The sequence below is a fragment of the Microbacterium sp. AB genome, assembly GCF_032878875.1.
Lineage (GTDB): Bacteria > Actinomycetota > Actinomycetes > Actinomycetales > Microbacteriaceae > Microbacterium > Microbacterium betulae.
Genome location: NZ_CP118157.1, coordinates 3,551,239 through 3,577,734, shown reverse-complemented (window position 1 = coordinate 3,577,734; position 26,496 = coordinate 3,551,239). Strand labels below are relative to the sequence as shown.

Here is a 26,496-nt window from a genome sequence, read left to right as displayed (position 1 = left end):
TTCGTCATATGAGCCGGGGCGGGGAGCCGGTCGCTATCGTCGGGGACATGACCATCGCGACGGCCGACCTCTCCGACGAGCGCGGGGACGCCCTCGACTCCCTTTCCCTGCCGCTTCAGGACATCGGCGGAAGGGCCGCGTTCGACGGCCCCGTCCGGACCGTGCGATGCTTCCGCGACAACGCGCTCGTCAGGCGCGTCCTCGCGACGCCCGGGGACGGTGCGGTGCTCGTCGTCGACGGCGGCGGGTCGCTGGAGTCCGCCCTCGTGGGCGACGTCATCGCGGCGTCGGCGGTCGAGAACGGGTGGTCCGGCGTCATCGTGCACGGCGCCGTCCGCGACCGCCTCGCGATCGGCGCGCTCCCGCTCGGCGTGAAGGCGCTCGGATCGAACCCGCGCAAGAGCGCCAAGGAGGGGACGGGCGAGATCGACGTGCCCGTCGAGATCGCCGGCGTCGTCTTCACGCCCGGCGCGCACGTCTGGGCCGACGCCGACGGCGTGCTCGTCGAGCGCTGATGCGGCAGCCGTTGCCGTCCTCGCCATCTCGACCGCGGGGATGACGCGCGGGCGGCCTCAGCCGGCGACGACGGAGGGGCTGTTGATCGACACCGTGAGGTGCGTCGTCACGTGCTGCACGGTGCGGCCGACGAGGATCCAGGCGTTCGCGGCGGTCTCCAGCACGTCGGCGAGGTCGCCGTCGAGGCGCGTGGCGTAGTGGTCGGACCCCGCATACAGCCCGGTCTCCCTCGCGTGATCGACGGCCGCGGCGATCGCCGCCATGTGGTCGCCGCCGGCCTGACCGGCGTCGAGGAGCGGATACAGCGACCAGTGCGCACGGGCGCGGACCCCCGTGGCGGCGAGGGCGATCGGCGATGCGGCGAGGGCGGTCGCCCCGGGAGGCAGCTCGCACTGCAGCTCCCCCGGGCAGCCGCGCGAGAGGAGGATGCTCGCGGAGAGGTGCGCGCCGCGCGCTGCGGCGGCGGCGATCACGTCCCGCAGGAACCCCGCGACCCGCTGCTCCGTGCCCCCGACGAACGTGGAGATGTCGTTCGTCTCCACGACGAGGCCGTCCGCATCCGCCTCCCCGAGCGCGCCCAGGATGATCGAGACGTAGTCGGAGTCGTACACCGACAGCGTGAAGCGGGCGCCCACGCCGTACTCCTGCGGGGTGATCGGGGGGACGGCGATGCCGGTCTGCTCGGGGGTCACGCCGACCACCATAGCCGCCGCACAGGTTACGATGGCGAGCACACGGGAGTCCGGTAGGCCGGGCTGAGAGGAAGGTCATCCAACCTTCGACCGTCGAACCTGATCTGGGTCATGCCAGCGCAGGGAGGCATCTCTTCATCCCCGTGCCCCGTCAGCGACCGAAGGGCACGCATATGCGTCTGCAACCATCCGCTCGTCCGCGCCCGCTCGCGGCAGCCGCCGTCCTCGCCGCGGGCGTCCTCGTCGCGGGATGCGCGGGACAGGCCGCCCCGTCGGGCGAGGGAGGCGAAGGGCTCACGCCGGTGTCGTTCGCCCTCGACTGGGCGCCGAACACCAACCACATCGGCGTGTACGTCGCCGACGCCCTCGGCTACTTCCAGGACGAGGGGCTCCGGATCGAGATCCTCCCCTACGGGTCGGCCTCCTCCCCCGGCCTCGTCTCCGCCGGCGAGGCCGACTTCGGCATCGGCGGGCAGGCGAGCGTGCAGCTGGGGCGCACCGCGGGTCTCGACATCGTGTCGGTGCTCGCCGTGACGCAGAGCGACACCGGTCGTCTCGTCGCCCTCGGCGACCGCTCCGACATCGCGCGCCCCGCCGACCTCGACGGCGGTGTCTTCGGCGGGTTCGGCTCGCCGCTGTACGGCGCGATCGCCGAGACCGTCATCGTCGGCGACGGCGGGGAGGGCGACTTCGAGGAGGTCGTCCTCGACACGGGCGCCTACGAGGCGCTCAGCCAGGGGCGCATCGACTTCACGCTCTCCGTGTCGACGTGGGAGGACGTCCAGGCGGACCTCGACGGCCATCCCTACACGGCCTTCCGCTACCAGGACTACGGCCTTCCCGAGCAGCAGTCGACGGGCGTCATCTCGAGCGACGCGTACGTCGAGGAGCATCCGGACGAGGCCGCGGGGTTCGTCCGGGCGCTGCAGCGCGGATACGCCTATGCCGCCGAGAATCCCGGCGAGGCGGCGGACATCCTCATCGAGGCGAACCCCGACACGCTCGGAGCCGCGGAGGAGCTCGTGCGCCGCAGCGCCGAGCTCATGGCGACGGACGGCTACCTCACCGCGCAGGGCCGGGAGGTGGGCGAGGTCGATCCCGTGGCATGGGAGGAGTTCGGCGCGTTCCTCGTCGAGAACGGCCTCCTCGTCGACGCCGAGGGCGAGACGGTCGCCGAGGCGCCGGACTGGACGGCGTACTACGCCGAGGATCTGGCCGGATGAAGGACGTGCCGAGCACGGATCGGCCGAGGGCGGATTCCCGGACCCGGATGACGTCTGACGGAGCGGGGACGGGCGTCTCACATGCGGGCGGCGGGCTCGCGGGGGGAGCACGGCACGTCGCCCGTGGCGTGCTGCCTCCTGCCGCGGCGTTCCTCGCCCTCCTCTTCCTGTGGCAGGCGGTCGCGTCGGCCGGCGTCATGCCGGCCGACGTCCTCCCCTCTCCCACGCGCATCGCGACCGCCGGCGCCGCCGAGTCGGACGCGCTGCTGCGCAACGCCGCCCCGACCCTGATCGCGACGGTGACGGGCTTCACGCTCTCCGTCTCCGTCGCCCTCGTCGTGGCGACGCTGCTCGACTTCTCCCGTCCCCTCCGCCGGGCCGTCCTGCCCCTGCTCGTCGTGAGCCAGACGCTGCCGATGATCGCCCTCGCGCCGCTCGTCGTGCTGTGGTTCGGGTTCGGACTGCTGCCCAAGGTGCTGCTCGTCGCCTTCGTCACGTTCTTCCCCATGGTCGTCGGGCTGCTGCGCGGATTCGGCTCCGCCGACCCCGACGCGGAGCACCTGCTGCGATCGATGGGGGCGGGCCGGACGACCGTCTTCCGGATGATCCGACTGCCCGCGGCGATGCCGTCGTTCTTCTCGGCGCTGCGCATCTCGATCACGTATGCGGTCGTCGGGGCGATCTTCGCCGAGTACGCGGGCGCCGTGGCGGGGCTCGGCGTCTACATGCAGTCGGCGAAGAACGTCTTCCGCACCGATCTCGTCCTCGCCGCCGTGGTGGTGAGCTCGCTCGTGACGCTGCTGCTGTACGCGGTGGTGACCGTCACGGAGCGCGTCGCCCTGCCCTGGCTGCGCATCGAGCGCGGAGCCGAGCGATGAGCGCCCAGCCCCTCGAGGTGGACGGGCTCTGCAAGGCGTTCGGCGATCGGCGCGTCCTCGACCGCGTCTCGCTGCACGTGGAACCGGGGGAGGTCGTGTCGATCGTCGGCCCGAGCGGGAGCGGCAAGTCGACCCTGCTCGCCCTGCTCACCGGCGCGCTCGCGGCGGATGCGGGCGCCGTCCGCTACGCCGGCGCCGCGGTCGGCGACGACCGGCCGTTCGCGTTCATGCCGCAGCGCGACGTGCTCCTGCCGTGGCGCCGCATGCTCGACAACACGACGATCGGCCTGGAGGTCGCGGGTCTCCCCCGCCGTGAGGCGCGTGAGCGGGCCGGCCGGCTCTTCGCGCCGTTCGGCCTCGCGGGCACGGAGATGCTGTACCCGCGGCAGCTCTCCGGCGGGATGCGTCAGCGCGTGTCGTTCCTGCGCACGATCGTCCAGGGGAAGCCGGTCCTGCTGCTCGACGAGCCCTTCGGCTCCCTCGACGCGATCACGCGCGACGAGCTGCAGCAGTGGCTCCTCGGCATGTGGGCGGAGAGCCGGTGGAGCATGCTGCTCATCACCCACGACATCCGCGAGGCCATCCGGATGTCCGACCGCGTGCTCGTGCTCGCGTCCTCCCCCGGGCGCATCGTCGGGGACGTCGCCGTGACGCGCGCCATCCCCCGCGGCGACGGCTTCGTGCGCGATCCTCGCGTGCCCGAGCTGGAGGACCGGCTCCGCCGCATGCTCGCCGCAGGGCGAGCGGGGTCCTGATGCACGACGCAGGGAGATCGCGCGCGCAGAGCGCCGTCCGGGCCGGATCCGGGCGCGAGCGTGACGGATCTCCGGCACCGTGCTCGGTGCCGGACGGACTCAGGCGTCGACGAGGAGCGTCTCCGGGAGGGGACGGCGCACGCGGGGCGCCGTCTCGCGCTCGCGGAGCACGTCGGGCAGCGCGTCGACGTCGCCGAGCTCGCCGAGGGCGATGACGGTGGTCGGCGCGAGGCGTTCGGGCAGGCCGAAGCGCTCGCGGACGACGGCGGGGTCGAAGCCGCTCATCTGGTGGACGAGGAGGCCGTCGTGGTGCGCCTGCACCGAGAGGTGCGCGACCGCCTGCCCGAGGTCGTAGAGCGCGTGCGTGTTCGCTCGGCCGTCCTCGGAGGCGGTCTCGGCGACGGCCACGATGAGGACGCCGGCGGCCCCCGCCCACTGCCGGTTGAACTCGGCGAGGCTCTCGACGACGGCGGCGTGCTCCGGCGTGCCGCGGCGTGCGACGACGAAGCGCCAGGGCTGGCCGTTGTAGGCCGACGGCGCCCAGCGGGCGGCCTCGAGGGCGCTGTGGAGCTTCGCCTCGTCGACGGGCGCGGCGGCGTCGTAGGCGCGAGGGCTCCAGCGTCCGGCGAGGACGTCGAGGACGGGGTGGTCGGTCGTGGCGGTGCGGTCGAGGGTGGGGGCGCCCATGTGTGCTCCTTGGTTCGTGCGGATGGATCGGGCGCCGTTGCCCTGTCGGGATCAAGCCCCGACGCGGGGATTCTATTCCCGTGCATGGGCGGGCGGGAGGGCCGCGGACATCCGGCGTCGCATGGCGCGCGGACGGGGTGGCACGCCGCCCCCCTGGGGACGACGTGCCACCCCGTTCCGGCGGGGGCTCAGCGCTTGAGCGCGTCCTTGAGCTTCACGCGTGCGCCCATCTTCAGCAGCGAGTTCTCGTAGATCTTCGCGCCGAGCAGGATGACGACGACGCACGAGGCGAGCAGCACGCCGAGCGACAGGAGCGGCTCCCACCACTGCGCCTCGGTGAAGAAGAGGCGGACGGGCATGCCCACCGCGGCCGAGAACGGCACGTACGACAGGATCGTCATGACGAGCGGGTTGTCGCTCAAGAAGATGACGAGGAAGTACGGGATCATCGTGAGATAGATGAGCGGCGTCAACGTCGGGCCCGTGTCCTCCTGCCGGGAGACGAGCGCCCCGGCGGCGGCGAACATCGCGGCGAGCAGGATGAAGCCGAACAGGAAGAACACGGCGAACCAGACCACGGGGGCGCCGAGCATCTGCAGGAACTCCGTCTGACCGGTCACGACGAGCCCGATGACGGCGGTGGCGATGAGCAGGAGGATCTGCCCGACGGCGAGGATCGTGTTGCCGACGACCTTCCCGGCGAGCAGCACGCGCGCCGGGATGGCCGAGATGAGGATCTCCACGACGCGCGTCTGCTTCTCCTCGACGACGCTCTGCGTGATGGGCGTGCCGAAGCTCATCGCGGCCATGAAGAACACGAGTCCGAAGACGAGACCGATGGCGTAGCGCAGCGCGCCGTCGTCCGCGGCCTCCGGATCGAGCAGCTCGACCGTCGGCGAGACGGAGAGCGCCGAGACGAGGGACGACGGCGTCTCGTCGAGGGCGATGACCGTGAGCCCCGTCGGCGACGCCGGGTCCTCGACGAGCGCGGCGTCGACGTCGCCGGCCTCGACGAGCGCCTCCGCCGCGGCGCGATCGGCGACCTCCGTGACGTCGAACGCCTCCTCCGGGAGCTGCGCCGCGACGGCTCCCGTGGCCGCGACGCGGGTCGTGCTGCTGTCGCCCGCCGAGAACCCCGCCCAGAGCACTCCGGCCAGCACCGCGACGAGCAGGATGGCCGTGGAGATGAGGAAGGACTTGGCGCGGAGCCTCGTGCTCAGCTCGCGCTCGGCGACGAGCCAGACGCCCTGGGCCGGCGACACGGTGGGAGCCGGCGGGCGGTGCGTGGTCCGTGTGGGGGCGGGAGAAGTGCTCACTGGATGACCTCCTTGTAGATCTGGGAGAGGGAGGGATGCTGCGGCGCGAAGCTGGCGACGGCGCCGCGATCGAGTGCTTTGCGCAGCACACGCTGAGCGGTCTCGTCGGCGTCGACGTCGAACTGGGCGAACCCGCCCTCGAACTCGACGACCTCGACGCCCGGCTCGGCGCGCAGCCATCCGGCGTCGCCGTCCGTGAGGAGCTCGTACCGGTTCGACGAGTGCTGGTCGCGCAGCGCGTCTCGAGGGCCTGCGGCGCGGACGCCGCCCCCGGCGATGATGACGAGGTCGTCGCACAGCCGCTCGACGACGTCGAGCTGGTGCGACGAGAACAGCACGGCCACGCCGTCGGACGCGCGCTGCTGCAGGACGCCGGCGACCGTCTCGACCGCGAGCGGGTCGAGACCCGAGAACGGCTCGTCGAGGATGAGCACCTCGGGGTCGTGCACGAGAGCGGCGGCGATCTGCGCGCGCTGCTGGTTGCCGAGCGAGAGAGCCTCGACGTTGTCTCCGAGCCGCTCCCCCAGGCCCAGCTGCTCGAGCAGCTCCGTGGCCTTGGACGTCGCCTCGTCCTTGCCGTATCCGTGCAGGCGCGCGAGATACACGATGTGCTCGAGCACCTTCATCTTCGGGTAGAGGCCGCGCTCCTCGGGCATGTACCCGAAGTGCCGGCGCTGCGCCGCCGTGAGCGGCGCGTCGCCGAGGGTCACCTCTCCCCCGTCGTGGGACAGCAGGCCGAGCACGATCCGCATCGTCGTGGTCTTGCCGGCCCCGTTGCCTCCGACGAAGCCGGTGAGCCGTCCTCTCGCGACGTCGAACGAGACGTCGTCCAGCACCCGGCGTTCGCCGTAGTGCTTCGTGATCCCTCGCAGTCTCAGCATCCGTGTGCCTTCCTCTCGGTGTGTGACCCACGCTAGGAAGTCGCGTGGCCGGGCGCCTCCCCCGTCAGGCGGAGAACGTGTGTCCGCCGCGCGGGGGACTCATCTCAGGCGAGCCCATGCCGATGCGCGTATACGACGGCCGCGACGCGATCCCGTGCCCCGAGCTTGAGCAGCAGGTTCGACACGTGCGTCTTCACGGTGGCCTCTCCGATGAACAGCGTGCGGGCGATCTCGGCGTTGCTCAGCGCCTGGGCGAGCAGACGCAGCACCTCGAGCTCTCGATCGGTGAGGCCGGCCCGGTCGGCCGGCTGTGCGGGGTCGGACGGCGTGGCGGCACGGGATGGCGCGTCATCGGCCAGGGCCGACCGCGCGTGCCGCTGGATGACGCGACGCGTCACCTCCGGCGCGAGGAGGGCGTCGCCCGCCGCGACGACGCGGACGGCGTTCACGAGCTCCTCGGGACCGGCGTTCTTGAGGACGAAGCCGCTCGCGCCCGCGTCCAGCGCGGAGAAGAGGTAGTCGTCTCGGTCGAACGTCGTGACGATGACGACGTGCGCCGCCGTGCCGGCCTCGACGATGCGGCGTGTGGCCTCGATGCCGTCCATGTCGGGCATCTGGACGTCCATGCACACGACGTCGGGGCGGAGCTCGGCCGCCCGGGCGACGGCCTCCTCCCCCGTCGCCGCCTCGCCCGAGACGACGATCCCCGTCGCCTCGAGGATCATCCGGAAGCCCGCCCGCATCGTGGCGTGGTCGTCGACGACGAGCACGCGGATCGACGCGGTCATGCGGCGGCCGTCACGCGTCGATCCGACGTCAGCGGGACCGTGACGCGCACGAGGTAGCCGCCACGATCGCGTGCGCGGAGCTCGAGCGTCCCGCCCGAGGCGATCGCCCGCTCGCGCATGCCGAGCTGGCCGAGACCCGGGCGTGCGTCGAGGGCGATGCGGCCCGCGTTCGTGACCTCCAGCTCGACGGACTCGTCGGTGTAGCGCACGCGCACCTCCGCGGTCGCATCGGGGCCGCCGTGGCGGCGCGCGTTGGTGAGCGCCTCCTGCGCGACGCGATAGAGGTTGACCTGCACGAGGTCCGGGACGGGGACGGGCTCCCCCACGACGACGTGGTTCGTCGGGGTCCCGGAGGCGGTCATCGCCTCGGCGAGGGAGCGGAGGCTCTCGAGCCGCAGGGTCGACGGCGCCCCGGCGGAGAAGTCCGGGTCGCCGTCGGCGGTGCGGAGGGTGTCGAGCAGATGATGCAGCTCGGCGATGGCGGAGCGGGCCGAGTCCTCGACGACCGCCAGCGCGCTGCGGGCGGCCTCGGGGTCGCCGTCGATGACGGTGCGCGCCGCGCCGGCCTGAACGCCCATGGCCGAGACGTGATGGGCGACGACGTCATGGAGCTCGCGCGCGATGCGGACGCGATCCAGCGCGACCGCCTGCGCGGCCGTCCGCTCCCGCTCCTCCTCGAGCTCCCGGGTCCGGCGCTGCAGGATGGCCTTGGTGCGCGCGGCCGTATATGCCCGATCGCCCATATAGTACGCGCCGCCGAAGTAGGCCGCGTTCACGAGCCAGATGAGCAGCATGTACGCGAGATACGGGGAGAGGGCGCCGGCGAAGCTCTCCTCGAGCGCCTCGGTGTCGGTCGCCCCGACGAAGGTGGTGACCAGCAGCCAGAGGAACATGGCCGCGGTGATGAGGACGCGCGCCATCGCCGCACGCCGTCGGTCGTCGAGCCACGCGCCGATCGTGAAGATCGCGATGAAGATCGCGACCTGGCTCACGTAGAGCTCCGGGAACTGCAGCGACACCGCCACGAAGTACGCTCCGCAGACGACCACCGTGACCGTGACCGGGAGCCGGCGGCGCAGCCCGAGCGGGAGCGTCATGAAGGCGCTCGCCAGCAGCGACCATCCGGCGTTCTCCGGCCGGGTGAGGAAAGCGCCCGACACGCTCGCCAGGGCGATGCTGATGACGGCGGCGCCGAAGAGTGCCGCGCCGAGGACGGCGTCCCGGCGGAGGTCCTGTCGCGTGACGGTCCGCTCCAGGAGGTCCGACCCGGCGTCGTTCTCGACGGGGCCGAGGGATGCGGTCACGGCGTTCATGCTCCCACGCTAGGCAGACCGGGGCGCGGCGTCATCCCCCGCCGGACGGATCTCGGCCTCGCTCTTGACGCGACCGCATGCGCCTTGCCAGGGTTCGACACCGGCGCAGTGCGGCACCGCGCCCGGCATCCGACACCGCATCGCTGCAAGGAGCCCCGCATGCCCACCGACATCTTCGTCAACCTGCCCACCGCCGACCTCGACCGCGCCAAGGCGTTCTACGAGGCCCTCGGCGCGACGATCGTCCCGGAGTTCACCGACGAGAACGCCGCCTGTGTGAGGTGGGACGAGAACGTCTTCTTCATGATCCTCACGAAGGAGTTCTTCGCGACGTTCACGTCCCGGCCCGTCGTCCTCGGCTCCGAGGGCGCGCAGGTCATCACGGCCCTGAGCCGCGCGTCGCGCGACGACGTCGACGCCATCCGCGCGACGATCCTCGAGGCCGGCGGCGGCGAGAACACGGAGCCGCAGGATCACGGCTTCATGTACGGCATCAGCATGACCGATCCCGACGGCAACATCGTCGAGCTCATGTGGGTGGATCCCGTGGCGGCGGAGAAGGGGCCGGAGGCGTTCTCGGCCGAGCAGGGGGGCTGAACGCCCCGCTAGACTCGCGCGGTGGTCTTCCCCGCGCGTCGCATCCTCGTCGCCGGAGTCGCAGGCTCCGGCAAGACGACGCTGTCGGCGGGGATCTCCGAGCGGCTCGGCGTCCCGCACGTCGAGATGGACGACCTGCACTGGGGGCCCGGATGGACGCCCCGGGAGACGTTCCTCGCCGACGTCGCGGCGCTGGCGGCGCGGGACGAGTGGGTCACGGAGTGGCAGTACGGCGCCGCGAGGCCCGTCATGCTCGCTCGGGCCGAGGCCGTCGTGTGGCTCGACCTCCCGACGCGCGTCACGATGACGCGCGTCATCCGCCGGACGCTCCGCCGTCGCCTCCGGCGCGAGCCGCTCTGGAGCGCGGGGAACGTCGAGCCTCCGCTGCGCTCGATCCTCACCGATCGCGAGCACATCGTGCGATGGGCATGGCGCACGCGGCAGAAGTACCGGACAGGCGCCCTGTCGCTGTGGGAGCGGCCGGACGTGGAGGTGATCCGCCTGCGGTCGGCGCGCGAGGTCGAGCGCTGGCTCGCCTCGCTGGAGGCGTGATCAGCCGAAGATCATCGGCACGTCGTCGTCCTCGGGGGAGAGGTCGACGTCGACGACCACCGGGACGTGGTCGCTCGGTCCGTCGCCCTTGCGCTCCTCGCGCGCGATGGACGCCCCGGCCACGGCGTCGGCGAAGGCGCGCGAGCCGAGGACGAAGTCGATGCGCAGGCCCTCGTCGCGGGGGAACCGCAGCTGCTTGTAGTCCCAGTACGTGTAGCCGGTCGGGATGAGCGGCCGCACGACGTCCTGCAGGCCGGCCTCTTCGAGCGCGTGGAACGCGGCGCGCTCGGCGGGGGAGACGTGCGTCGAGACGCCCTCGACGATGGAGGGGTCGCCGTTGTCGGAGTCGAAGGGCGCGACGTTGAAGTCGCCGACGAGCGCGAGAGGCAGGTCGGGGTCGCCTGCGAGCGTGCTGGCCGTGTACCCGCGCAGGGCCTCGAAGAATCTCAGCTTGTACGCGAAGTGCGGGTCGTCGAGCCCGCGGCCGTTGGGGACGTAGAGGCTCCACACGCGCACGCCGTCGACGAGGGCGGAGATCGCGCGGGCCTCCAGAGGCGCGTCGTCGCCTGTATGCCCCTTCTTGAATCCGGGCATTCCCGGAAAGGAATACTGCACGTCCTCGAGCGGCTCGCGGCTCGCGATCGCGACCCCGTTCCACTGGTCGAGGCCGTGGGCCTCGACGTGATAGCCGGCCTCCTCGAACCGCGCGTACGGGAACTGCTCCGGCTTGCACTTGATCTCCTGCATCGCGAGCACGTCGATGTGCTCCCGCTCCGCGAACGACACGATGCGATCGACGCGGGCGCGGATCGAGTTCACGTTCCAGGTGGCAAGACGCATGCCTCCAGCCTATTTCGCGCGGCGACGTCCGATCGCGATCCGAGTCCGGGCGCCGCCCGACACCACGCAGGAAGAACGGTCGGCGGCGGCTGCCGCGTCCGCGCGATGCCGGGGCTCTCGTCGGTCCCTCCCCGCGGGATTCCTGCATTGTGCTCGCACGATCCGTGCTCTCTAAGCTGGTGCGCATGGCCATCGCATCCACGCCCGAGCTCGAAGCCGACCGTCAGGAGCTCATCCGCCTCATCAAGGAGGACGCGGTCTTCCACGGCGACTTCACGCTCTCGAGCGGCAAGAAGGCCACCTACTACGTCGACATGCGGAGGCTCACACTCGACCACCGCGCCGCTCCGGCGATCGGCCGCATCGTCCTCGACCTCATCCGCGACGTCGACGGCGTGGCCGCCGTCGGCGGGCTGACGCTCGGCGCCGACCCGATCGCGAACGCCGTCGTGCACGCGTCGGTCGCGGCGGGGCGTCCCGTCGACGCCTTCGTCGTCCGCAAGGAGCCGAAGGACCACGGCCGGGGGCGCCAGATCGAGGGCGCCGACGTCGAGGGCAAGCGCGTCGTCGTGCTCGACGACACCGTCACGACGGGCGGCTCGCCGCTCAAGGCCGTCGAGGTGCTGCGCAAGGCCGGCGCCGAGGTCGTCGCCGTCGCCACGATCGTCGACCGCCGGACCGGCGCGCAGGAGCGCATCGAGGCGGAGGGACTCCAGTGGCTCGCCGCCGTCGACCTCGACGACCTCGGCCTCGAGCCGCAGTAGGCCGGTCGCCGTCGGAAGCCTGCTGGCCCGTATCGGCGCCGATCGCATGGACGGGACGGCGCACCGTGGTGGGCACGGGCGGTGATCGCGGCCGGAAGCGACACCTCGGCACCGATGAACGCCCGCGTCGATACGCTAGGGGTGCCCACCGGCGCGCCACGCAGAGGAGCCCCGCATGACCCGCATCGCGCTCGCCGTCGACCTCGGCGGCACCAAGGTCGAAGCCGCCCTCGTCGACGGAGACGGCGCCGTCGTGACGGCGAGCCGCAACCGTCAGCCGACCGGGCCGGAGCTCACCCCGGACCGGCTGCGCTCCGCCGTCGCCGACGTCGTGTCGCGTGCGCTGGCCCATCTCCCGGAGGGTGCGGAGTTCGTCGGCGCCGGCATCGGCAGCGCGGGGCCCATCGACCTCGTCGAGGGCACCATCCGCCCCGTCAACCTGCGGGGCGTGCACGGATTCGGCCTCGTCGAGGCGGTGAGGGACGCCGTCATCGCCTCGACGGGGCAGTTCGACCCCACGGTGCGGCTGCGTCACGACGGCGGATGCCTCGCGCTCGCCGAGTCGTGGATCGGCGCCGCCGCAGGAGCGCGTGCGTCGCTGTCGTTCGTCGTGTCGACCGGCGTCGGCGGCGGCATCGTCATCGACGGCCGGGCCATCGGGGGAGCATCCGGCAACGCGGGGCATCTGGGGCAGATGCACGTCGGCGAGCTCACGGTCGAGGAGATCTCGTCGGGGCCGTCGAGCGTGCGCTGGGCGCAGCTGCAGGGATGGCACGGCGAGACGGGGGAGGACCTCGCACGCGCCTCGGCGAGGGGCGACCGCATCGCGCGGGCCGCGATCGAACGGTCGGCGAAGACCCTCGGGCAGGCGCTCGCCGACGCGTCGTCGCTGCTCGACCTCGAGGTGATCGCCGTCTCGGGCGGCTTCTCCGCGGTGTCGGACGACTACGTCGACCTCGTCGCCGGATCGCTGCGCGAATGGGCCGTCCTGCCCTATGCGCAGAGAACGCGCGTCGTCCGCAGCGCGCTCGGCGGCGACGGCCCGATCATCGGCGCCGCCGCGCTCGTGCTGCGGGGCTGACGCGCCCGTCGGCGGGTCGGCCTGTCCGGTCCGCGGAGTCGTGGGACAGGGGTGCCCTCGTGGGGCTCATCCGCAACGTCGGCCGCACTCATCCACCGACCGGCCACGCGGCCCGGTGCGCGGGCCGCCCTCAGCCCTTGCGGTACGCCGCCCGCATCCGCCGCGTCGACAGCAGCGCGCCGACCCCCAGCATGAGCGCGGCGAAGGCGACCTGCTCGACCGTCATCCACGCGGGATACAGGCCGGGGACGGCGGCGATCGTCAGGGTCACGGCGGGGAAGACGAACGAGAACAGGCGCATCCGCGAGTACGCCCAGTACCAGCCCTGCTCGGCGCGGAACGAGAAGTAGCCGAGGCCTCCGGTCAGCCCCAGGACGACGAGGCTGCGGAACCACACGAGGAACGGCTCGGGCATGCCCTGCGCGGTGAGCCAGAAGGCGATGCCCACGGCGCTCACGCCGAGCATGATCGCGACGCCCAGGAGCAGTCGGACGACGAGCCACGACCTGCGCAGGAACGGGTCGGCGAGCCTGTCGGCGGGGACGCGGATGTCGCGCTGACGGCCGGCCGCGAATCGATCGACGCGCAGCAGCACCTCGTTGAGACTCACCCCTCAGATGGTACCGGGGTCGACGGGCGGGACTCGCGGCGGCTGCGCCGCGCGTCCGGTCCTGAGGGCCGGGGATCCCGCGAACGCCGGATGATCCGGGCCGATCCGATCCGGCGTTCGCGGGATCTCCGGCGTTGGGGAAAGCGCCGTGGGTGTCGGCGGCGGCGCTCGCAGGGGGCGGGGGAGCGCGCTGGCCTAGTCTGTCGAGCATGACCGACCCGCACGAGACCCGTTCCGCCGTCGAGGAGTCGCGGCTGGAGAAGACGGTCGGCAACCGTGTGCGCCACTACCGGGCGGCCGCCGGTCTCACGGCGGCGGATCTCGCCGCGCGCGCCGGGCTGTCCCCGGCCATGATCTCGCGCATCGAGTCGGCGTCGACGTCCGCGAGCCTCACGACCATCAACCGTCTCGCCCGCGCCCTCGACGTGCCGGTGGCGTCCCTCTTCCGGGGAGCGGATGCGCCGCGCGCGGCCGTCGTCGTCAAGGCCGGCCAGGGCACGGAGTCGGTGCGCGCCGGCAGCAGGCAGGGGCACCGCTACGCGAGCCTCGGGAGTCTGCTGTCCACGAGCGGCCCGTCGCTCGAGCCCGTCATCGTGACGCTCAACGGGGCGTCGGACGAGTTCCCGCTCTACGAGCACGCGGGGGTCGAGTTCCTGTACATGCTGGAGGGTTCGATGCTCCTCGTCCACGGCGACGACGAGCACGTGCTCGAGGCGGGCGACTCGATCCTCCTCGACGCCGAGACGCCCCACGGCCCCACCGCCGTCCTGCGGGCCCCCGCGCGGTTCCTCTCCGTGAACCCCGTGGGCGGCTGACCCTCGCAGGCGCGGGACTCTCGGCCGCACGACATCCGGACGTAACACGGATAGCTTTACTGTCGGTAAATTAGTTGCGTTGGCCGCAAGATGGCACACGCGCTTCCCGTCGGACGGAGACCCCGTTCGCGGCGACATCCCGCTCGTCTCCTGGAGTACTCGTGCCCGAAAGCCCTCTGTCCCACGTCGCCATCTGGGACGGCACCCGCGCCATCGGCGCGGGCCGTCTCGCGTGGGAGGGCGATCTCATCACGGCCGTGGAGGCGACCGGCGACGGCGGGAGCCCGCGCTACGCCGTCATCCCCGGGCTCGTGGACACCCACGTGCATCTCGGCGGATACGCAGGGCCGCAGGAGCAGCCGTGGGGATCGCCGTGGTCGCTCGTCACGCCCGACACCGAGAGGGTCTTCCACATCGCCGCGCAGGCGCAGCGCGCGATGCGCGCCGGCGTCACGACCGTGCGCGACCTCGCGGGCGACGCGCTCCAGCTCTCCGTCAGCCGCGTCTTCGACGACGGCGTCCAGGTCGGGCCCCGCGTGCGCGTGCACGGCCAGGTCGGCATGACCGCCGGGCACGGCGACCTCTTCATCCCGCCCCACTACCCGCACCGCGACCCCGTCGCCGACAGCCCCGACGAGTGCCGCAAGCTCGTGCGCCAGTGGGCCCGGCAGGGCGCCCACGGCATCAAGATCTACGCGTCGGGCGGGGTGCTCTCGATGGGCGACCGGGTGGGATGGCGCAACCAGACGATCGAGGAGATCCGCACGACGATCGACGAGGCGCACGCGCTCGGCATGCCCGTCGCGGCGCACAGCCACGACGCGGTCAGCGCCCGCCGCGCGCTCGAGGCGGGCGTCGACTCGATCGAGCACGGCACGGGGCTCGAGGAGTCCCTCTGGCCGCTCGTCACCTCCCGCGGCATCCCCGTCGCACCCACCCTGCTCATCAACGACCGGCTCGCGGACGGCACGGTGCCGGTGGGCCAGGACGCGCGCGCGAAGGCGCAGGCCGTCGTCGCCGAGCGCGACGCGAACTTCGCCGGAGCCGCGGCCGCCGGCGTCCGCTTCGTCCTCGGCACCGATGCGAACGGCGTCATGGTCCGCTTCGGCGAGCAGCACCGCGAGGTCCGGCTCATGGCGGAGACGTTCGGCTGGACCGCCGAGCGGGCGCTCGTCTCGGCCACGAGCGACGCGGCCGACGCGATCGGGATGGGCGACCGCGTCGGCCGCCTCGCGCCCGGCTACGGCGCGGACTTCATCGTCATCGACGGGCGCCCCTGGGAGGACGTCTCCCACCTCGACGCCGACCGCATCGTCGCCGTCGTCTCCCGGGGACGCCTCGTCTCCGGGTCCCTGAACCTCTGACCCCCGACGTTCTGCACCACCTCCATCCCGAGAGGAAAACCGTGAACACATCCCCGAAGAGGCGCATCGCGCTCGCCGCAGGCTCCGCCGTCGCCCTGACGGCGCTTCTCGCCGGCTGCTCGGCAGGCGGCGGCTCCGAGGGCGAGGGCTCGGGCGGCACGCTCGTGTTCGCCGTCGAGACCGACCCCAGCTGCATCGACCCGCAGCAGCCCACCGTCACGCAGGCCCTGTACATCGGACGTCAGGTTGTCGACTCGCTCGTCGACCAGGACCCCGAGACGGGCGAGATCGTGCCGTGGCTCGCCTCGGAGTTCTCCTCGAACGACGACATGACCGCATTCGAGTTCACCCTCCGCGACGACGTGACCTTCAGCGACGGCTCCGAGCTCACGAGCGAGGTCGTGCAGGCGAACTTCGACGCCATCGTCGAGATGGCGGCCGACGGCTCGACGGCGTCCCTCGCCGGCCAGTACCTCTCGGGGTACGCAGGGACGGAGATCGTCGACGACCAGACGTTCCGCGTCGCGTTCGACGCTCCCAACGCGGCGTTCCTGCAGGGCGCGAGCACCATGAGCCTCGGCCTCGTGTCGCAGGCGACGACCGAGGAGACGCCCGAGGCGCGGTGCCAGGACGGCGTCATCGGCACGGGCCCGTTCGTCTACGACGCGTACGCGCCCAACAGCGAGGTGTCGATGGACCGCCGCGACGGCTACGACTGGGCGTCCGGGCTCCGCGGCCACGAGGGCGACGCGTACCTCGACCGCATCGAGTTCGCCGTCGTGACCGAGGCCAGCGTCCGCGTCGGCGGGCTGCAGTCGGGCGAGTTCGACATCGTGGGCGAGCTGCCGTACGCCGACGAGCCGCGCATCGCCGACGAGGGCTACTCGATCTACGCGAAGGCCAACCCGGGCATCCCGACGAGCCTCATCCCGAACCTCGAGAACCCGGTCCTGGCCGACCCCGCGGTGCGCGAGGCGCTGCGCGTCGGCATCGACCGGGAGGACATCAACGCCACGCTCGGGTACGCGGGCGGCGAGGCCCCGACGAGCGCGCTCTCGAGCGGCACGAGCGGCTACACGAGCCAGGCCGGCCTCATGGCGTACGACCCCGACGCCGCGATCGCCGCGCTCGAGGACGCCGGATGGGCCGAGGGCGCCGACGGCATCCGCGAGAAGGACGGCCAGCGCCTCACGTTCACGGCGACCGGCTTCTACGAGCAGGAGATGATGGAGCTCATCCAGCTGCAGCTCAAGGATCTCGGCATCGACATGCAGATCGACTTCACCGACGCGGGCGGCTTCTTCGGCGCCATCGCCGACCGCAGCTACGACGTGCTCTTCGCCGCGCTCACGCGCACGGGCCCGGACGCCCTGGGCGTGATGTTCGAGCAGGCCGCGCCGTCGCACTGGGCCGTCGTGGACGACGCGGAGCTGGAGGCGATCCTCTCCGAGCAGGCCGCCACGAGCGATGAGGACGCCCGCCAGGAGCTCCTCGACGAGGCGCAGCGGATCATCATCGAGGACGGCTACCTGTTCCCGGTCCTCGAGGTGTACCAGGTGCACGCGTCGCAGCCCGAGGTCACCGGGTTCGCGTTCGACTCCGCGTCCCGCTTCCATCTCTACGACGTCGAGCTCGGCTGACATGCCGGGAGCAGGAACGTCTCCGTCGCGGACGGCCCTCGCGGCGGTCCGCGCGGTCGCGCCCCGGATCCTCCAGTTCGTCTTCGTGGTCTGGGCGACCTACACCGTGACGTTCCTGCTCATCCGGATCCTCCCCGGAGACCCCGTCCTCGCCGCGCTCGCCGTCCAGTCGGGCGACGCCACGACGGTCGACCCCGAGCAGCTCGCGGCCCTCCGCGAGGAGGCGGGCCTCGCCGGCAGCGTCCTCTCCCAGTACCTCGCGCAGCTCGGCGGCCTGCTCACGGGCGACCTCGGCACGTCCCTCGCCACCGGTCGCCCCGTCACGCAGATGATCTCCGACGTCGTCCCGGGAAGCCTCGCCGTCGCGGGCCTCGCGCTCGTCGTCGGCGTCACGATGTCGCTGCTCGTCGGGTTCCTCGCCTACGTCTCCCCGTGGCGGTGGCTGCGGGACCTCCTCGTCCAGCTCCCGCCCCTCGGCGTCGCGGTGCCCGCGTTCGTCACGGGGCTCGTCCTCATCAGCGTCTTCTCGTTCACGCTCGGCTGGTTCCCCGCGTCGGGAGCGCGCTCGCCGCTGAGCGTCGTGCTGCCCGCGGTGACGCTGGCCTTCCCCGTGGGCGCGATCTTCTTCCAGGTCTTCTCCGCCGCGATCCGCGAGGCGGAGGGCAGCGCGTACGTCTTCACGGCCGACGTGAAGGGCCTCTCGCGCCTCGCGATCTTCGGCCGCCACATCCTCCGGAACGCCATGCTGCCGTCCGTCACGAGCATCGGACTGCTCGTGGGCTTCCTCGCGGGCGGCACCGCCGTCGTCGAGACCGTCTTCTCGCGCGACGGCATCGGCCGCATCGTGGTCGCGGCCGTGCAGGCGCGCGACGTCAACGTCATCCAGGGCGTCATCATCGTCGTCGCCGTCGTCTACGCGCTCGCGGCGCTCCTCGTCGACCTGTCCTATCCCCTGCTCGACCCGCGGCTGCGGACGCGCGGGCGGGTGCGGCCGGCGCCGGTCGTGGCGGGCGGACTCGGCGCCGTGGCGGCGCCGGGCGAGGCCCCGTCGGGGTCCGCGCCCTCCGCCGGCGAGGAGGCTCCTCGATGATGTCGCGCCTGCTGCGGCCCACGACCCTCCTGGCGCTCGCCGTCGTCCTGCTCGCCGCCCTCATGGCGCTCGCGCCCGGGCTGCTCGCGCCGGGCGACCCGCTCGCGGGCGTGACGGCCGATCGTCTCCGGGCTCCGAGCCTCGCCCATCCGTTCGGGACGGATGCGCTGGGCCGCGACGTCTACACGCGCGTCGTGCACGGATCGTTCCTCTCGCTCGCGGCCGCCACCACGGCGGTCCTCGTCGGCGGCATCGCCGGGGGAGCGGTCGGGCTCGTGTCCGGCGCGCTGCGCGGTCGCGTGGGGCGGATGGTCGACTTCGTCGTCATGCGCTTCGTCGACGTGCTCATCGCCGTCCCCGGCATCCTCCTCGCGCTCATCGTCGTGGCGACGCTCGGCTTCGGCCCGTGGAGCATCGCCCTCGGCGTGGGCCTCGGCGCCGCCGGCAGCTTCGCGCGCATCATGCGCGCCCAGGTGCTGCGGGTCCGCGGCGAGGAGTACGTCGAGGCCGCGTCGACCCTCGGCGTCCGCCCGCTCGCGGTGCTCGGCCGGCACATCCTGCCCAACGCCATGCGTCCCGTCCTGGCGATGGCGGCCCTCGAGCTCGGCACGGCCATCCTGTCGGTCTCGACCATCAGCTTCCTCGGCTTCGGCGCGCAGCCGCCCTCGCCCGAGTGGGGTGCGCTCGTGAGCGACGGCCGCGACTACCTCGCGACGGCCTGGTGGCTCACCGTCCTGCCGGGAGCCGTCATCGTGTGCGTCGTGCTCGCCGTGACCCGGCTGGCCCGCGTGATCGGAGTGGAGCGATGAGCGACGGAATCCCCCGCGGCGGGACAGCGCGTGACGACGCCGCGCGTGACGACGTCCTGACGGTCGAGGGCCTGCACGTCCGGTACCGCAGTGGCCGGCGCACGATCGACGCCGTGCGCGGCGTGGACCTGCGCGTCCCGCGCGGCGGGATCGTCGCGCTCGTGGGCGAGTCCGGCTCGGGCAAGAGCAGCGTCTCGCAGGCGCTCGTCCGCCGGCTGCCCGAGAACGGGCTCGTCTCGGGAGGGGCCGTCCGCTTCGACGGCGTCGATCTCACGCGCGTGCGCGAGCGGGAGCTGCGCCGCATCCGCGGTGGACGGATCGGCTTCGTCCCGCAGGACCCCAACGCCTCCCTCAACCCCGTCATGCGCGTGGGGGAGCAGATCGCGGAGGGCCTGCGCCTCCACGTCGGGCTCTCGCGCGTCGACGCGGCCGAGCGCGCCGTGCGCATCCTCGGCGACGTCGGGCTCCCGCACCCCGAGGCGCGGGCGCGCCAGTACCCGCACGAGCTGTCGGGAGGCATGAAGCAGCGCGTGCTCATCGGCATGGCGTGGAGCTGCGACCCCCGGCTCGTCATCGCCGACGAGCCGACGAGCGCCCTCGACGTGACGGTGCAGCGGCACGTGCTCGACCAGATCGCGTCTCTCGCGGCGGAGCGGGGCACGGCCGTGCTCCTCGTCACGCACGACCTCGGCGTCGCGAAGGACCGCGCGCAGGAGGTCGTCGTCATGCAGCAGGGCCTCGTCGTGGACCAGGGCACGACGGCCGAGGTGCTCGGCGCCCCGCGCACGGAGTACACGCGCGAGCTCGTCGCGGCGGCCCCCGGGCTCACGAGCCGTCGCCTCGAGCCGTCGATCGAGGGCGACTCCGTCGAGGACGTCGACGCCCCGGTGCTCCTGGAGGTCGACGGCCTGCGCAAGACGTTCGGCGACTTCGTCGCGGTCGGCGGCGTCTCCTTCGCCGTGCGCGCGGGCCAGACCGTGGCGCTCGTGGGCGAATCGGGCTCCGGCAAGACGACGACGGCCCGGATGGCCGCACGCATCGCGGACGCGGACGAAGGACGTCTCCTGTTCCGCGGCGAGGACGTCACGGCCCTGCGCGGAGCCGGGCTGCGCGAGTGGCGGCGCTCGGTGCAGGTCGTGTACCAGAACCCGTTCGGCAGCCTCGATCCGCGCATGAGCATCGAGGCGGTCGTCGCCGAGCCGCTGCGCGCGTTCCGCATCGGCTCGCGCCCGGAGCGTGCGCGCCGCGTGCGGGGGCTGCTCGACGCCGTGCGCCTGCCCTCCTCGGTCGCGGAGAGGCTTCCCGCCGAGCTGTCGGGCGGCCAGCGGCAGCGCGTCGCGATCGCGCGCGCACTGGCCCTGCAGCCCGACCTGCTCGTGCTCGACGAGCCGGTCTCGGCGCTCGACGTGTCGGTGCAGACCCAGATCCTGCAGGTGCTCGTCGACCTCCAGGCCTCGCTCGGGCTCGGCTACCTCTTCATCACGCACGACTTCGGCGTCGTCCGGCAGATCGCCGACCACGTCGTCGTCATGCGCGCGGGGAAGGTCGTCGAGCAGGGCGCGGCGCGGCGGATGCTCTCGACCCCCGGCTCGGACTACGCTCGCGAGCTGCTCGAGGCGGTGCCCGGCTCGCTCGGATGAGCGGCTCGTGCAGGACCTCGTCGTGGACGCGCAGCGCGTCGGGATGCTGGCCCTGACGCCGCGAGCACGACAGGATGGCAGGCGTGGCGGACCTGGATGAGCTTCGGCTGCTGAGGGAGCGCGCGTACGGCCCGCACGCGGACATCGACGCCGAGGGGTGGCGAAGGCTGCAGGAGCTCGAGACGCAGTCGTCCGGTCCCGGCCCGCGGGCGGCGGAGGCCGAGACCGTGTCGCCGGCTCCCGAGGCCCCGGCGGCGAGGAAGCGGTCGCGGCACCTCCGCAGCGGGATGATCCGCCCGAGCGCGGACGGATCATCCGATGGGCGGAGAGTCTGCAGCGGCTCCCGCTCCGGCGGCTGTCGCTGCTCTGGGCGACCAGCCTCCTCGTCGTCGCGCTCGCCGCATCCGCCGTGACCGTGGCGATCGTCCGGCACGATCCTGGCCGGGTCGCCGTGCTCGACGTCGACGAGGACTTCGCGTTCCCGGGATTCCTCGGGGACCCCGGGGAGGACGGGGCCGGCTACGAGGAGTTCCTCGGGCTGTCCGTCGTCCGGTTCGGCGAGGGCTTCTCGCTGTATCCCGGGAGCGTCTGCGTGGGCGTCATGCTCGCCGACGACGTGGACGAGGGCTCGACGTCGTCCTCATCCGGGATGGGACTCCAGGTGGGGTGCAGCGCGGGCGGCTTCCCCGCCGCCTACTCGTCCCTGTCGCGTCGTCCTCGCCACAGCTGCCAGACGAGCACGACGAGCGTGGCCGTCGTGACGAGGAACGTCGCGGCGAACAGCAGGTCCCGTTCGGACACGGCTCAGACCCCTGCGGTCAGCTCCGCGCCGCCATCGCCCTCGACCGCGGTGTCGAGGAGGGTGGCGACGGACGGCACGATCTCGTCGGGGCGGAACGGATACTGCTCGATCGAGGCGCGGTCGCTGATGCCCGTCATCACGAGCACCGTGTGGAGCCCCGCCTCGATGCCCGCGACGATGTCGGTGTCCATCCGGTCGCCGATCATCCCGGTGTTCTCGCTGTGCGCGCCGATGCGGTTGAGCGCCGAGCGGAACATCATGGGGTTCGGCTTGCCGACGATGTAGGGCTCCTTGTTCGTGGCCTTCGTGATGAGCGCGTTGATCGCACCCGTCGCGGGCAGCACGCCCTGGGCGCTCGGGCCCGTCGCGTCGGGGTTCGTGGAGATGAAGCGGGCGCCGTTGTTGATGAGGCGCACAGCCTTCGTCAGCGCCTCGAACGAGTAGTTGCGCGTCTCGCCGACGACGACGTAGTCCGGGTCCGTCTCGGTCATGATGAAGCCGGCCTCGTGCATCGCCATGAGGATGCCGGCCTCGCCGATCACGAACGCCGACCCGCCCGGGCTCTGCTGCTTGAGGAACGCGGCGGTCGCGAGCGCGCTCGTCCAGATGTTCTCCTCCGGCACGTCGATGCCGGAGGACCGGAGCCGCGCGGAGAGGTCGCGCGGCGTGAAGATCGAGTTGTTCGTGAGGACGAGGAAGGGCGTTCCGGTGTCGCGCCACTGCGACAGCAGCTCGGAGGCGCCCGGGATGGGCCGCTCCTCGTGCACGAGGACGCCGTCCATGTCGGTGAGCCAGCACTCGATCTCGTCGCGTCGCGCCATGACCTCAGCCTAGGTTCCCGCGGGTGCGCGTGGGATGCCGATCGTGTCGCGGGCGGCGGATCCATCGCCGATCCCCAGGACGGACGCGGCGTCTTGTCCCCCGAAATACCTACATCGCGCGGCGGCGAACGGTGTCACCATGGCGATAAGGCCTCGGGGCACATCGACGTGATGGGCACCGGGGCCTTTCTGCGTTCGGCGTGACAGGGGGGGACATCATGAGAAGTGGACTGCTGCCCGACTGGGAACCACGTCGCGGAGCCGTGACCGCCTGGCGGGCGAGCCGGAGCTCGAAGGACGCCGTGCGCGCGGCGGCGACGGAGCCCGCGCATCCCAGCTACATCCAGCGCCGCCATTTCGTCGACGCCGCGGGCGCCCAGACGGGAAAGCGCCGGTCGAGCTTCGCGGTCGTCACGTTCGACATCCACGACGCGTACGACGAGCGGCTGGTGGCCGAGGTCTTCCGCGACCACCTCCGCCGCCACTCCGTCTACCACACGTGGGTCGAGCACGACGGCGGCGGCTACACGGGCCGCACCATCGCGGCCGAGGACATCGAGGTCGAGATCGACCCGGCCGTCGGCGGGGTCATGGAGGCGGATGCGCTGCGCGCGTACGTCGACGGCGACCTGCCCGACATCGCCGAATGGGACATGTTCCGCCTCATCGCCATCCGGCCCGAGGAGACCCCCGACCGGTTCACGCTCGCGTTCGTCGTCGACCACTTCTACAGCGACGGCGTCTCGCTCGGCATCGTCCTGTACGAGTTCGTCACCGCCTACCGGGCCGCGCGATCGGGCGAGCAGCCGCGCCTCCCCGGCGTGGAGGGGTATCACGCCTACTGCGCGGACGAGAAGGACCACTGCGACGAGCTCACGTGGACGCACGACGACGTGCAGCGCTGGGCGCAGCTGCTGGTCCGCGCGGGCGGGCACCTGCCCCGCTTCCCGCTGCCGCTGGGCCTCTCGGAGCACGTCCACGTGCCCGGCCGGGGGCACATGATCGAGAGCGCGGTGGACGCCGCCGCGCTCGACGCCTTCGCCGAGGTCTGCCGCGGTGCGGGCGGGAACCTCAACAGCGGGGTGATCGCCGTGGCGTCGATGCTCGACGCGGTCGTGACGGGGAACCCCGTCTACTCGATGCTCACCCCGGTCTCCACGCGGTCGCGGCGCAGTCAGATCCTCTCGGTCGGCTGGTACACGCGGCTCGTCCCCGTGCAGTTCGCGCGCGCGGAGGACCCGCTCGACTTCGCCGCGGTGATCGCGGGGGCGCAGCGCGGGGTGGAGGAGAGCCGGGCGTTCGCGAGAACGCCCCTGCACCGCGTCCTCGAGGTGCTCCCGTCCGCGGGCGGCGAGGCGCCCCCGACCGACTTCGCCGCGCCGATGATCTCCTATCTCGACCTGCGCAGCCTGCCGGGCAACAACCTCCCCGTCACCCACGACATGCACGTGTACGGCAGCGTGGACGACTCCCGAGAGGTGTTCGTCTGGCTCAATCGCACGCCGCAGGGGCTCGACGTGAACGTCATCCATCCGGACACCGAGACGGCCGCGCGCAGCACGGCCGCGTACACCGACGCCTTCGTCGCGGTCATCGCCTCGATCGCGAGGCACGGCAGGGTCGATCCCCTCGAGATCGCGCCCCAGCTCGACGCGCTGCGCACGGCGGCGGGGCGCGAGGCGGTGGCGGCCTGACCGCCATCGTGCGCAGACGGCGCGAGGCGGCGCTCTTCCTCGCGTCCTACGGCCTCAGCACCGGCGGCAACTCCGTCGTGGGCGTGCTGCTGCCGCTCGTCGTCATCCAGCAGCTGCGGGATCCGCTCGGAGCCGCCGTCGTCGCGGCCGGCAGCGCGGTCCCCGGCATCGTCGCCGGTCTCTTCCTCGGCGTCGTCATCGATCGCATCGACCGGCGCTGGTCGGCGTCGACGGCCGACGCGCTCTCCGCGCTCGCCGTGGGCGCGCTCCCCGTCATCGCGTGGACGGGGGAGCTCACGCTGGGATGGCTCCTCGGCCTCGCCCTCGTGCGCGCGGTCGGCGAGGTGCCCGGCGTCACGGCGCGGGAGGCGATGGTGCCGGCCGTCGTGGCGCGCAGCGGCGTCCCGATCGAGCGGCTCACCGCGATGCGCGAGACCGTGGGGGCGGGGGCGATGATCCTCGGTCCCGCCGCCGCCGGCGCCCTCCTCGGCATCCTCGGACCGGCGACGGCCCTCTGGGTCGCGTCGGCGTGCTGCGCGTCGGCGGCGGTCACCGTCCTCGTCCTCGACCGCGTCGTCGGCAGGCCCGACGCGGGGGAGCAGGGCACGGCGGTCACCTGGGCCGCGGTGCGCGAGGGATGGGGCTTCATCCGGCGGACACCGGTGCTGCGGAGCATCATCGTCGTCACCGCCGTCATGATCGCGGTCCTCGGGGCCGTGCAGGGGATGATCCTCCCCACCTACTTCACCGAGATCGACCGGTCCGACGCCGTCGGGTTCGTGCTCGTCGCGTTCGCCGCGGGAAGCCTCGTGGGCGGCGGGTCGTTCGCGTTCGCCGGGCCGCGCGTGCCGCGCCGCCTCTGGCTGTCGGCGGGCATCGTCCTGTCCGCCGCCGGGATCGCGACGATCGGGAGCCTCGCGTCGATCCCGGTCATCCTCGCGGGGGCCGCCGCGCTCGGCGCCGCGAGCGGCGCGCTCGTGAGCCTGCTCGGGGTCGTGCTCGCCGAGCGCGTGCCGGACCGGCTGCGGGGCCGGGTGTTCGGGGTGCAGAACGCGGTCTCGGCCGCCGTGCCTCCGCTGGGCATCGGCGCCGCTGCGGTCTGCGTGCACCTCGTGGACGTGCACTTCGCCGGCGTGGCCGTCGCCGCGGCGTGGCTGGTGACGGCGGTCGTCGTGCTCGTGCTGCCGGCGCTCGGGCAGCTCGCGGCGCCGGGGTCGCCCGGTCGTCCGGCGTCCTCCCCGCCCTCGTGATCCGTCTTTCCGTGACGTCGCGCCCCGTCGTGCAGCCGTGAGTATGCCATCGGGCGTATCTTCTAACCGTGACCGAAAGCGCGCCCGCCCCCTGGGACCCCGCGCGCCTGCCCGACCAGTCGGGCCGCACCTTCCTTGTCACGGGCGCGAACGCGGGGCTCGGGTACTTCGCGAGCGAGCAGCTCGTCGCGGCCGGCGCGCACGTCATCCTGAGCGGTCGCAGCCCGAACCGGCTCGCGGCGGCGCACGACGCGCTCGAGGCGCGCGTGCCCGACGCCTCGGTCGAGACGCTCCTGCTCGACGTGAGCAACGCCGGTTCGATCCGCGCGGCGGCGGCGAGCGTCCGAGGCGGCCTCTTCAAGCGGCAGCGGCTCGACGGGGTGCTGCTGAACGCCGGCATCATCCACACGCCCCGGCAGCGCGAGACGACGCGCGACGGTCGTGAGCTCGTGCTCGCGACGAACGCGCTCGGCCACTTCGTGCTCGCGTCCGAGCTCCTCACGACGCTCTCCAAGTCGGCGAGCCGCACGTGGACGCCGCGCATGGTCTGGCTCGGCAGCGCCGTGACGCGGATGGGCGCGTACGACCCCGTCGACATCCAGCTCGAGGGCCGCTACCGGGCATGGCGCGCGTACGTGCAGTCGAAGGTCGTCGTGCAGGCGCTCGGCATCGAGGCCGACCTGCGTCTCAAGGACGCCGGGGTGCCGGTGGAGAGCGTGCTGGCGCATCCGGGGTACTCCATCGGAGGCCGCACCCCGCGGGTGGCCGGCGTGAACGAGCCGGGCGCCTGGAAGCGGGTACGCGACGGCCTGCAGGCGCCGATCGCGCAGTCCAAGGAGCGCGGGGCCGCCTCGCTCGTGCGTGCGCTCGTCGACCCGTCGATCGCCGGCGGCGAGTACTGGGGTCCGCGTCACGTCACGCGCGGCGACCCGACCCGTCAGCAGCCCTCGAAGACGTCGTCCGACCCCGAGGTGCGGCTCCGCATCTGGGAGACGTGCGAGCGCCTCTCGGGCATGGAGTGGCCCTTCGCCCGCGCCGCGCGGCTCGCGGGACGCTAGCCTTCGCCCTCCGCTCCGCC

At 72.7% G+C, this 26,496-nt stretch carries 26 protein-coding genes and 1 riboswitch; of the genes, 17 read left to right on the top strand and 9 right to left on the bottom strand.

Annotated elements, in window-relative coordinates; all coding sequences use genetic code 11:
• The first annotated feature begins 47 nt into the window (after nucleotides 1-47).
• A complete protein-coding gene (gene rraA, locus N8K70_RS16825; RefSeq protein ID WP_317139508.1) occupies nucleotides 48-515 on the top strand; it encodes a ribonuclease E activity regulator RraA in 468 nt (155 codons plus the stop codon).
• 57 nt (nucleotides 516-572) lie between these two features.
• Here rraA and N8K70_RS16820 read toward each other — a convergent pair whose 3' ends face one another.
• Nucleotides 573-1,208: a YkoF family thiamine/hydroxymethylpyrimidine-binding protein gene (locus tag N8K70_RS16820; protein WP_317139507.1), complete on the bottom strand. Its 636-nt coding sequence runs from the start codon at nucleotides 1,206-1,208 to the stop codon at nucleotides 573-575.
• Nucleotides 1,209-1,240: 32 nt separating this feature from the next.
• A riboswitch (TPP riboswitch) is annotated at nucleotides 1,241-1,351 on the top strand.
• A gap of 30 nt (nucleotides 1,352-1,381) precedes the next feature.
• Between N8K70_RS16820 and N8K70_RS16815 the strand changes: the two genes are divergently transcribed.
• From N8K70_RS16815 to N8K70_RS16805, 3 genes are read left to right on the top strand one after another with little or no spacing between them, the layout of a single operon-like run.
• Nucleotides 1,382-2,431: an ABC transporter substrate-binding protein gene (locus tag N8K70_RS16815; protein WP_317139506.1), complete on the top strand. Its 1,050-nt coding sequence runs from the start codon at nucleotides 1,382-1,384 to the stop codon at nucleotides 2,429-2,431.
• 47 nt (nucleotides 2,432-2,478) lie between these two features.
• Nucleotides 2,479-3,309, top strand: coding sequence for an ABC transporter permease (locus tag N8K70_RS16810; RefSeq protein WP_317139505.1), 831 nt, complete (start codon nucleotides 2,479-2,481; stop codon nucleotides 3,307-3,309).
• Nucleotides 3,306-4,064, top strand: coding sequence for an ABC transporter ATP-binding protein (locus N8K70_RS16805; protein ID WP_317139504.1), 759 nt, complete (start codon nucleotides 3,306-3,308; stop codon nucleotides 4,062-4,064). Before N8K70_RS16810 ends, N8K70_RS16805 begins: the two co-directional genes overlap by 4 nt.
• 99 nt (nucleotides 4,065-4,163) lie before the next feature.
• Here the strand turns inward: N8K70_RS16805 and N8K70_RS16800 are convergent, their stop codons facing one another.
• The 5 genes from N8K70_RS16800 to N8K70_RS16780 all read right to left on the bottom strand — a co-directional run bounded on the left by N8K70_RS16800 (nucleotide 4,164) and on the right by N8K70_RS16780 (nucleotide 9,049).
• Nucleotides 4,164-4,751: a nitroreductase family protein gene (locus N8K70_RS16800; RefSeq protein ID WP_317139503.1), complete on the bottom strand. Its 588-nt coding sequence runs from the start codon at nucleotides 4,749-4,751 to the stop codon at nucleotides 4,164-4,166.
• 188 nt (nucleotides 4,752-4,939) lie between these two features.
• The gene (locus N8K70_RS16795) at nucleotides 4,940-6,067 is read right to left on the bottom strand and encodes an ABC transporter permease (protein WP_317139502.1); all 1,128 of its coding nucleotides are present in this window, start codon (nucleotides 6,065-6,067) and stop codon (nucleotides 4,940-4,942) included.
• Nucleotides 6,064-6,948, bottom strand: coding sequence for an ABC transporter ATP-binding protein (locus tag N8K70_RS16790; protein WP_317139501.1), 885 nt, complete (start codon nucleotides 6,946-6,948; stop codon nucleotides 6,064-6,066). The genes N8K70_RS16795 and N8K70_RS16790 overlap by 4 nt, the downstream gene beginning before the upstream one ends.
• Nucleotides 6,949-7,052: 104 nt before the next feature.
• A complete protein-coding gene (locus N8K70_RS16785) occupies nucleotides 7,053-7,736 on the bottom strand; it encodes a response regulator transcription factor (protein ID WP_317139500.1) in 684 nt (227 codons plus the stop codon).
• Nucleotides 7,733-9,049, bottom strand: coding sequence for a sensor histidine kinase (locus N8K70_RS16780; protein ID WP_317139499.1), 1,317 nt, complete (start codon nucleotides 9,047-9,049; stop codon nucleotides 7,733-7,735). The genes N8K70_RS16785 and N8K70_RS16780 overlap by 4 nt, the downstream gene beginning before the upstream one ends.
• A gap of 159 nt (nucleotides 9,050-9,208) precedes the next feature.
• Here N8K70_RS16780 and N8K70_RS16775 point away from each other — a divergent pair, with 159 nt between their 5' ends.
• Together N8K70_RS16775 and N8K70_RS16770 are read left to right on the top strand one after the other, a co-directional pair.
• On the top strand, nucleotides 9,209-9,646 hold the full coding sequence (locus N8K70_RS16775; protein ID WP_317139498.1) for a VOC family protein: 438 nt from the start codon (nucleotides 9,209-9,211) through the stop codon (nucleotides 9,644-9,646).
• Between the two features lie 21 nt (nucleotides 9,647-9,667).
• Nucleotides 9,668-10,198, top strand: a complete 531-nt coding sequence (locus N8K70_RS16770) for a P-loop NTPase family protein (protein WP_317139497.1) — start codon at nucleotides 9,668-9,670, stop codon at nucleotides 10,196-10,198.
• Here the strand turns inward: N8K70_RS16770 and N8K70_RS16765 are convergent, their stop codons facing one another.
• Complete coding sequence (locus tag N8K70_RS16765; RefSeq protein ID WP_317139496.1) at nucleotides 10,199-11,038, bottom strand: exodeoxyribonuclease III; 840 nt, start codon at nucleotides 11,036-11,038, stop codon at nucleotides 10,199-10,201. It abuts the gene before it with no gap.
• A 185-nt stretch (nucleotides 11,039-11,223) separates the two neighbouring features.
• Between N8K70_RS16765 and pyrE the strand changes: the two genes are divergently transcribed.
• Together pyrE and N8K70_RS16755 are read left to right on the top strand one after the other, a co-directional pair.
• Nucleotides 11,224-11,802, top strand: coding sequence for an orotate phosphoribosyltransferase (pyrE, locus tag N8K70_RS16760; RefSeq protein ID WP_317139495.1), 579 nt, complete (start codon nucleotides 11,224-11,226; stop codon nucleotides 11,800-11,802).
• 175 nt (nucleotides 11,803-11,977) lie between these two features.
• Nucleotides 11,978-12,883 (top strand): ROK family protein, encoded by a 906-nt coding sequence (locus N8K70_RS16755; protein WP_317139494.1) that lies wholly within the window; start codon nucleotides 11,978-11,980, stop codon nucleotides 12,881-12,883.
• Between the two features lie 130 nt (nucleotides 12,884-13,013).
• Here N8K70_RS16755 and N8K70_RS16750 read toward each other — a convergent pair whose 3' ends face one another.
• On the bottom strand, nucleotides 13,014-13,493 hold the full coding sequence (locus N8K70_RS16750) for a hypothetical protein (RefSeq protein ID WP_317139493.1): 480 nt from the start codon (nucleotides 13,491-13,493) through the stop codon (nucleotides 13,014-13,016).
• Between the two features lie 209 nt (nucleotides 13,494-13,702).
• Between N8K70_RS16750 and N8K70_RS16745 the strand changes: the two genes are divergently transcribed.
• From N8K70_RS16745 to N8K70_RS16720, 6 genes are all read left to right on the top strand, one after another.
• Nucleotides 13,703-14,308 carry a helix-turn-helix domain-containing protein gene (locus N8K70_RS16745; RefSeq protein WP_317139492.1) on the top strand — a complete coding sequence of 202 codons (606 nt, stop codon included), beginning with the start codon at nucleotides 13,703-13,705 and terminating at the stop codon, nucleotides 14,306-14,308.
• Nucleotides 14,309-14,469: 161 nt separating this feature from the next.
• Entirely contained in the window at nucleotides 14,470-15,672 is a 1,203-nt protein-coding gene (locus N8K70_RS16740) for an amidohydrolase family protein (protein ID WP_317139491.1), read from the top strand.
• 41 nt (nucleotides 15,673-15,713) lie between these two features.
• Nucleotides 15,714-17,312 (top strand): ABC transporter substrate-binding protein, encoded by a 1,599-nt coding sequence (locus N8K70_RS16735; RefSeq protein WP_317139490.1) that lies wholly within the window; start codon nucleotides 15,714-15,716, stop codon nucleotides 17,310-17,312.
• Nucleotide 17,313: 1 nt separating this feature from the next.
• Nucleotides 17,314-18,402 (top strand): ABC transporter permease, encoded by a 1,089-nt coding sequence (locus N8K70_RS16730; protein ID WP_317139489.1) that lies wholly within the window; start codon nucleotides 17,314-17,316, stop codon nucleotides 18,400-18,402.
• Nucleotides 18,399-19,211 (top strand): ABC transporter permease, encoded by an 813-nt coding sequence (locus tag N8K70_RS16725; RefSeq protein WP_317139488.1) that lies wholly within the window; start codon nucleotides 18,399-18,401, stop codon nucleotides 19,209-19,211. The genes N8K70_RS16730 and N8K70_RS16725 overlap by 4 nt, the downstream gene beginning before the upstream one ends.
• The gene (locus N8K70_RS16720; protein WP_317139487.1) at nucleotides 19,208-20,851 is read left to right on the top strand and encodes an ABC transporter ATP-binding protein; all 1,644 of its coding nucleotides are present in this window, start codon (nucleotides 19,208-19,210) and stop codon (nucleotides 20,849-20,851) included. The genes N8K70_RS16725 and N8K70_RS16720 overlap by 4 nt, the downstream gene beginning before the upstream one ends.
• 804 nt (nucleotides 20,852-21,655) lie before the next feature.
• Here N8K70_RS16720 and N8K70_RS16715 read toward each other — a convergent pair.
• Nucleotides 21,656-22,474: an HAD-IIA family hydrolase gene (locus N8K70_RS16715; protein WP_317139486.1), complete on the bottom strand. Its 819-nt coding sequence runs from the start codon at nucleotides 22,472-22,474 to the stop codon at nucleotides 21,656-21,658.
• Nucleotides 22,475-22,692: 218 nt separating this feature from the next.
• Here N8K70_RS16715 and N8K70_RS16710 point away from each other — a divergent pair, with 218 nt between their 5' ends.
• The 3 genes from N8K70_RS16710 to N8K70_RS16700 all read left to right on the top strand — a co-directional run bounded on the left by N8K70_RS16710 (nucleotide 22,693) and on the right by N8K70_RS16700 (nucleotide 26,476).
• A complete protein-coding gene (locus tag N8K70_RS16710) occupies nucleotides 22,693-24,168 on the top strand; it encodes a condensation domain-containing protein (protein ID WP_317139485.1) in 1,476 nt (491 codons plus the stop codon).
• Between the two features lie 8 nt (nucleotides 24,169-24,176).
• The gene (locus N8K70_RS16705; RefSeq protein ID WP_317139484.1) at nucleotides 24,177-25,418 is read left to right on the top strand and encodes an MFS transporter; all 1,242 of its coding nucleotides are present in this window, start codon (nucleotides 24,177-24,179) and stop codon (nucleotides 25,416-25,418) included.
• 68 nt (nucleotides 25,419-25,486) lie between these two features.
• Complete coding sequence (locus N8K70_RS16700; protein WP_317139483.1) at nucleotides 25,487-26,476, top strand: SDR family NAD(P)-dependent oxidoreductase; 990 nt, start codon at nucleotides 25,487-25,489, stop codon at nucleotides 26,474-26,476.
• The last annotated feature ends 20 nt before the right edge of the window (nucleotides 26,477-26,496 follow it).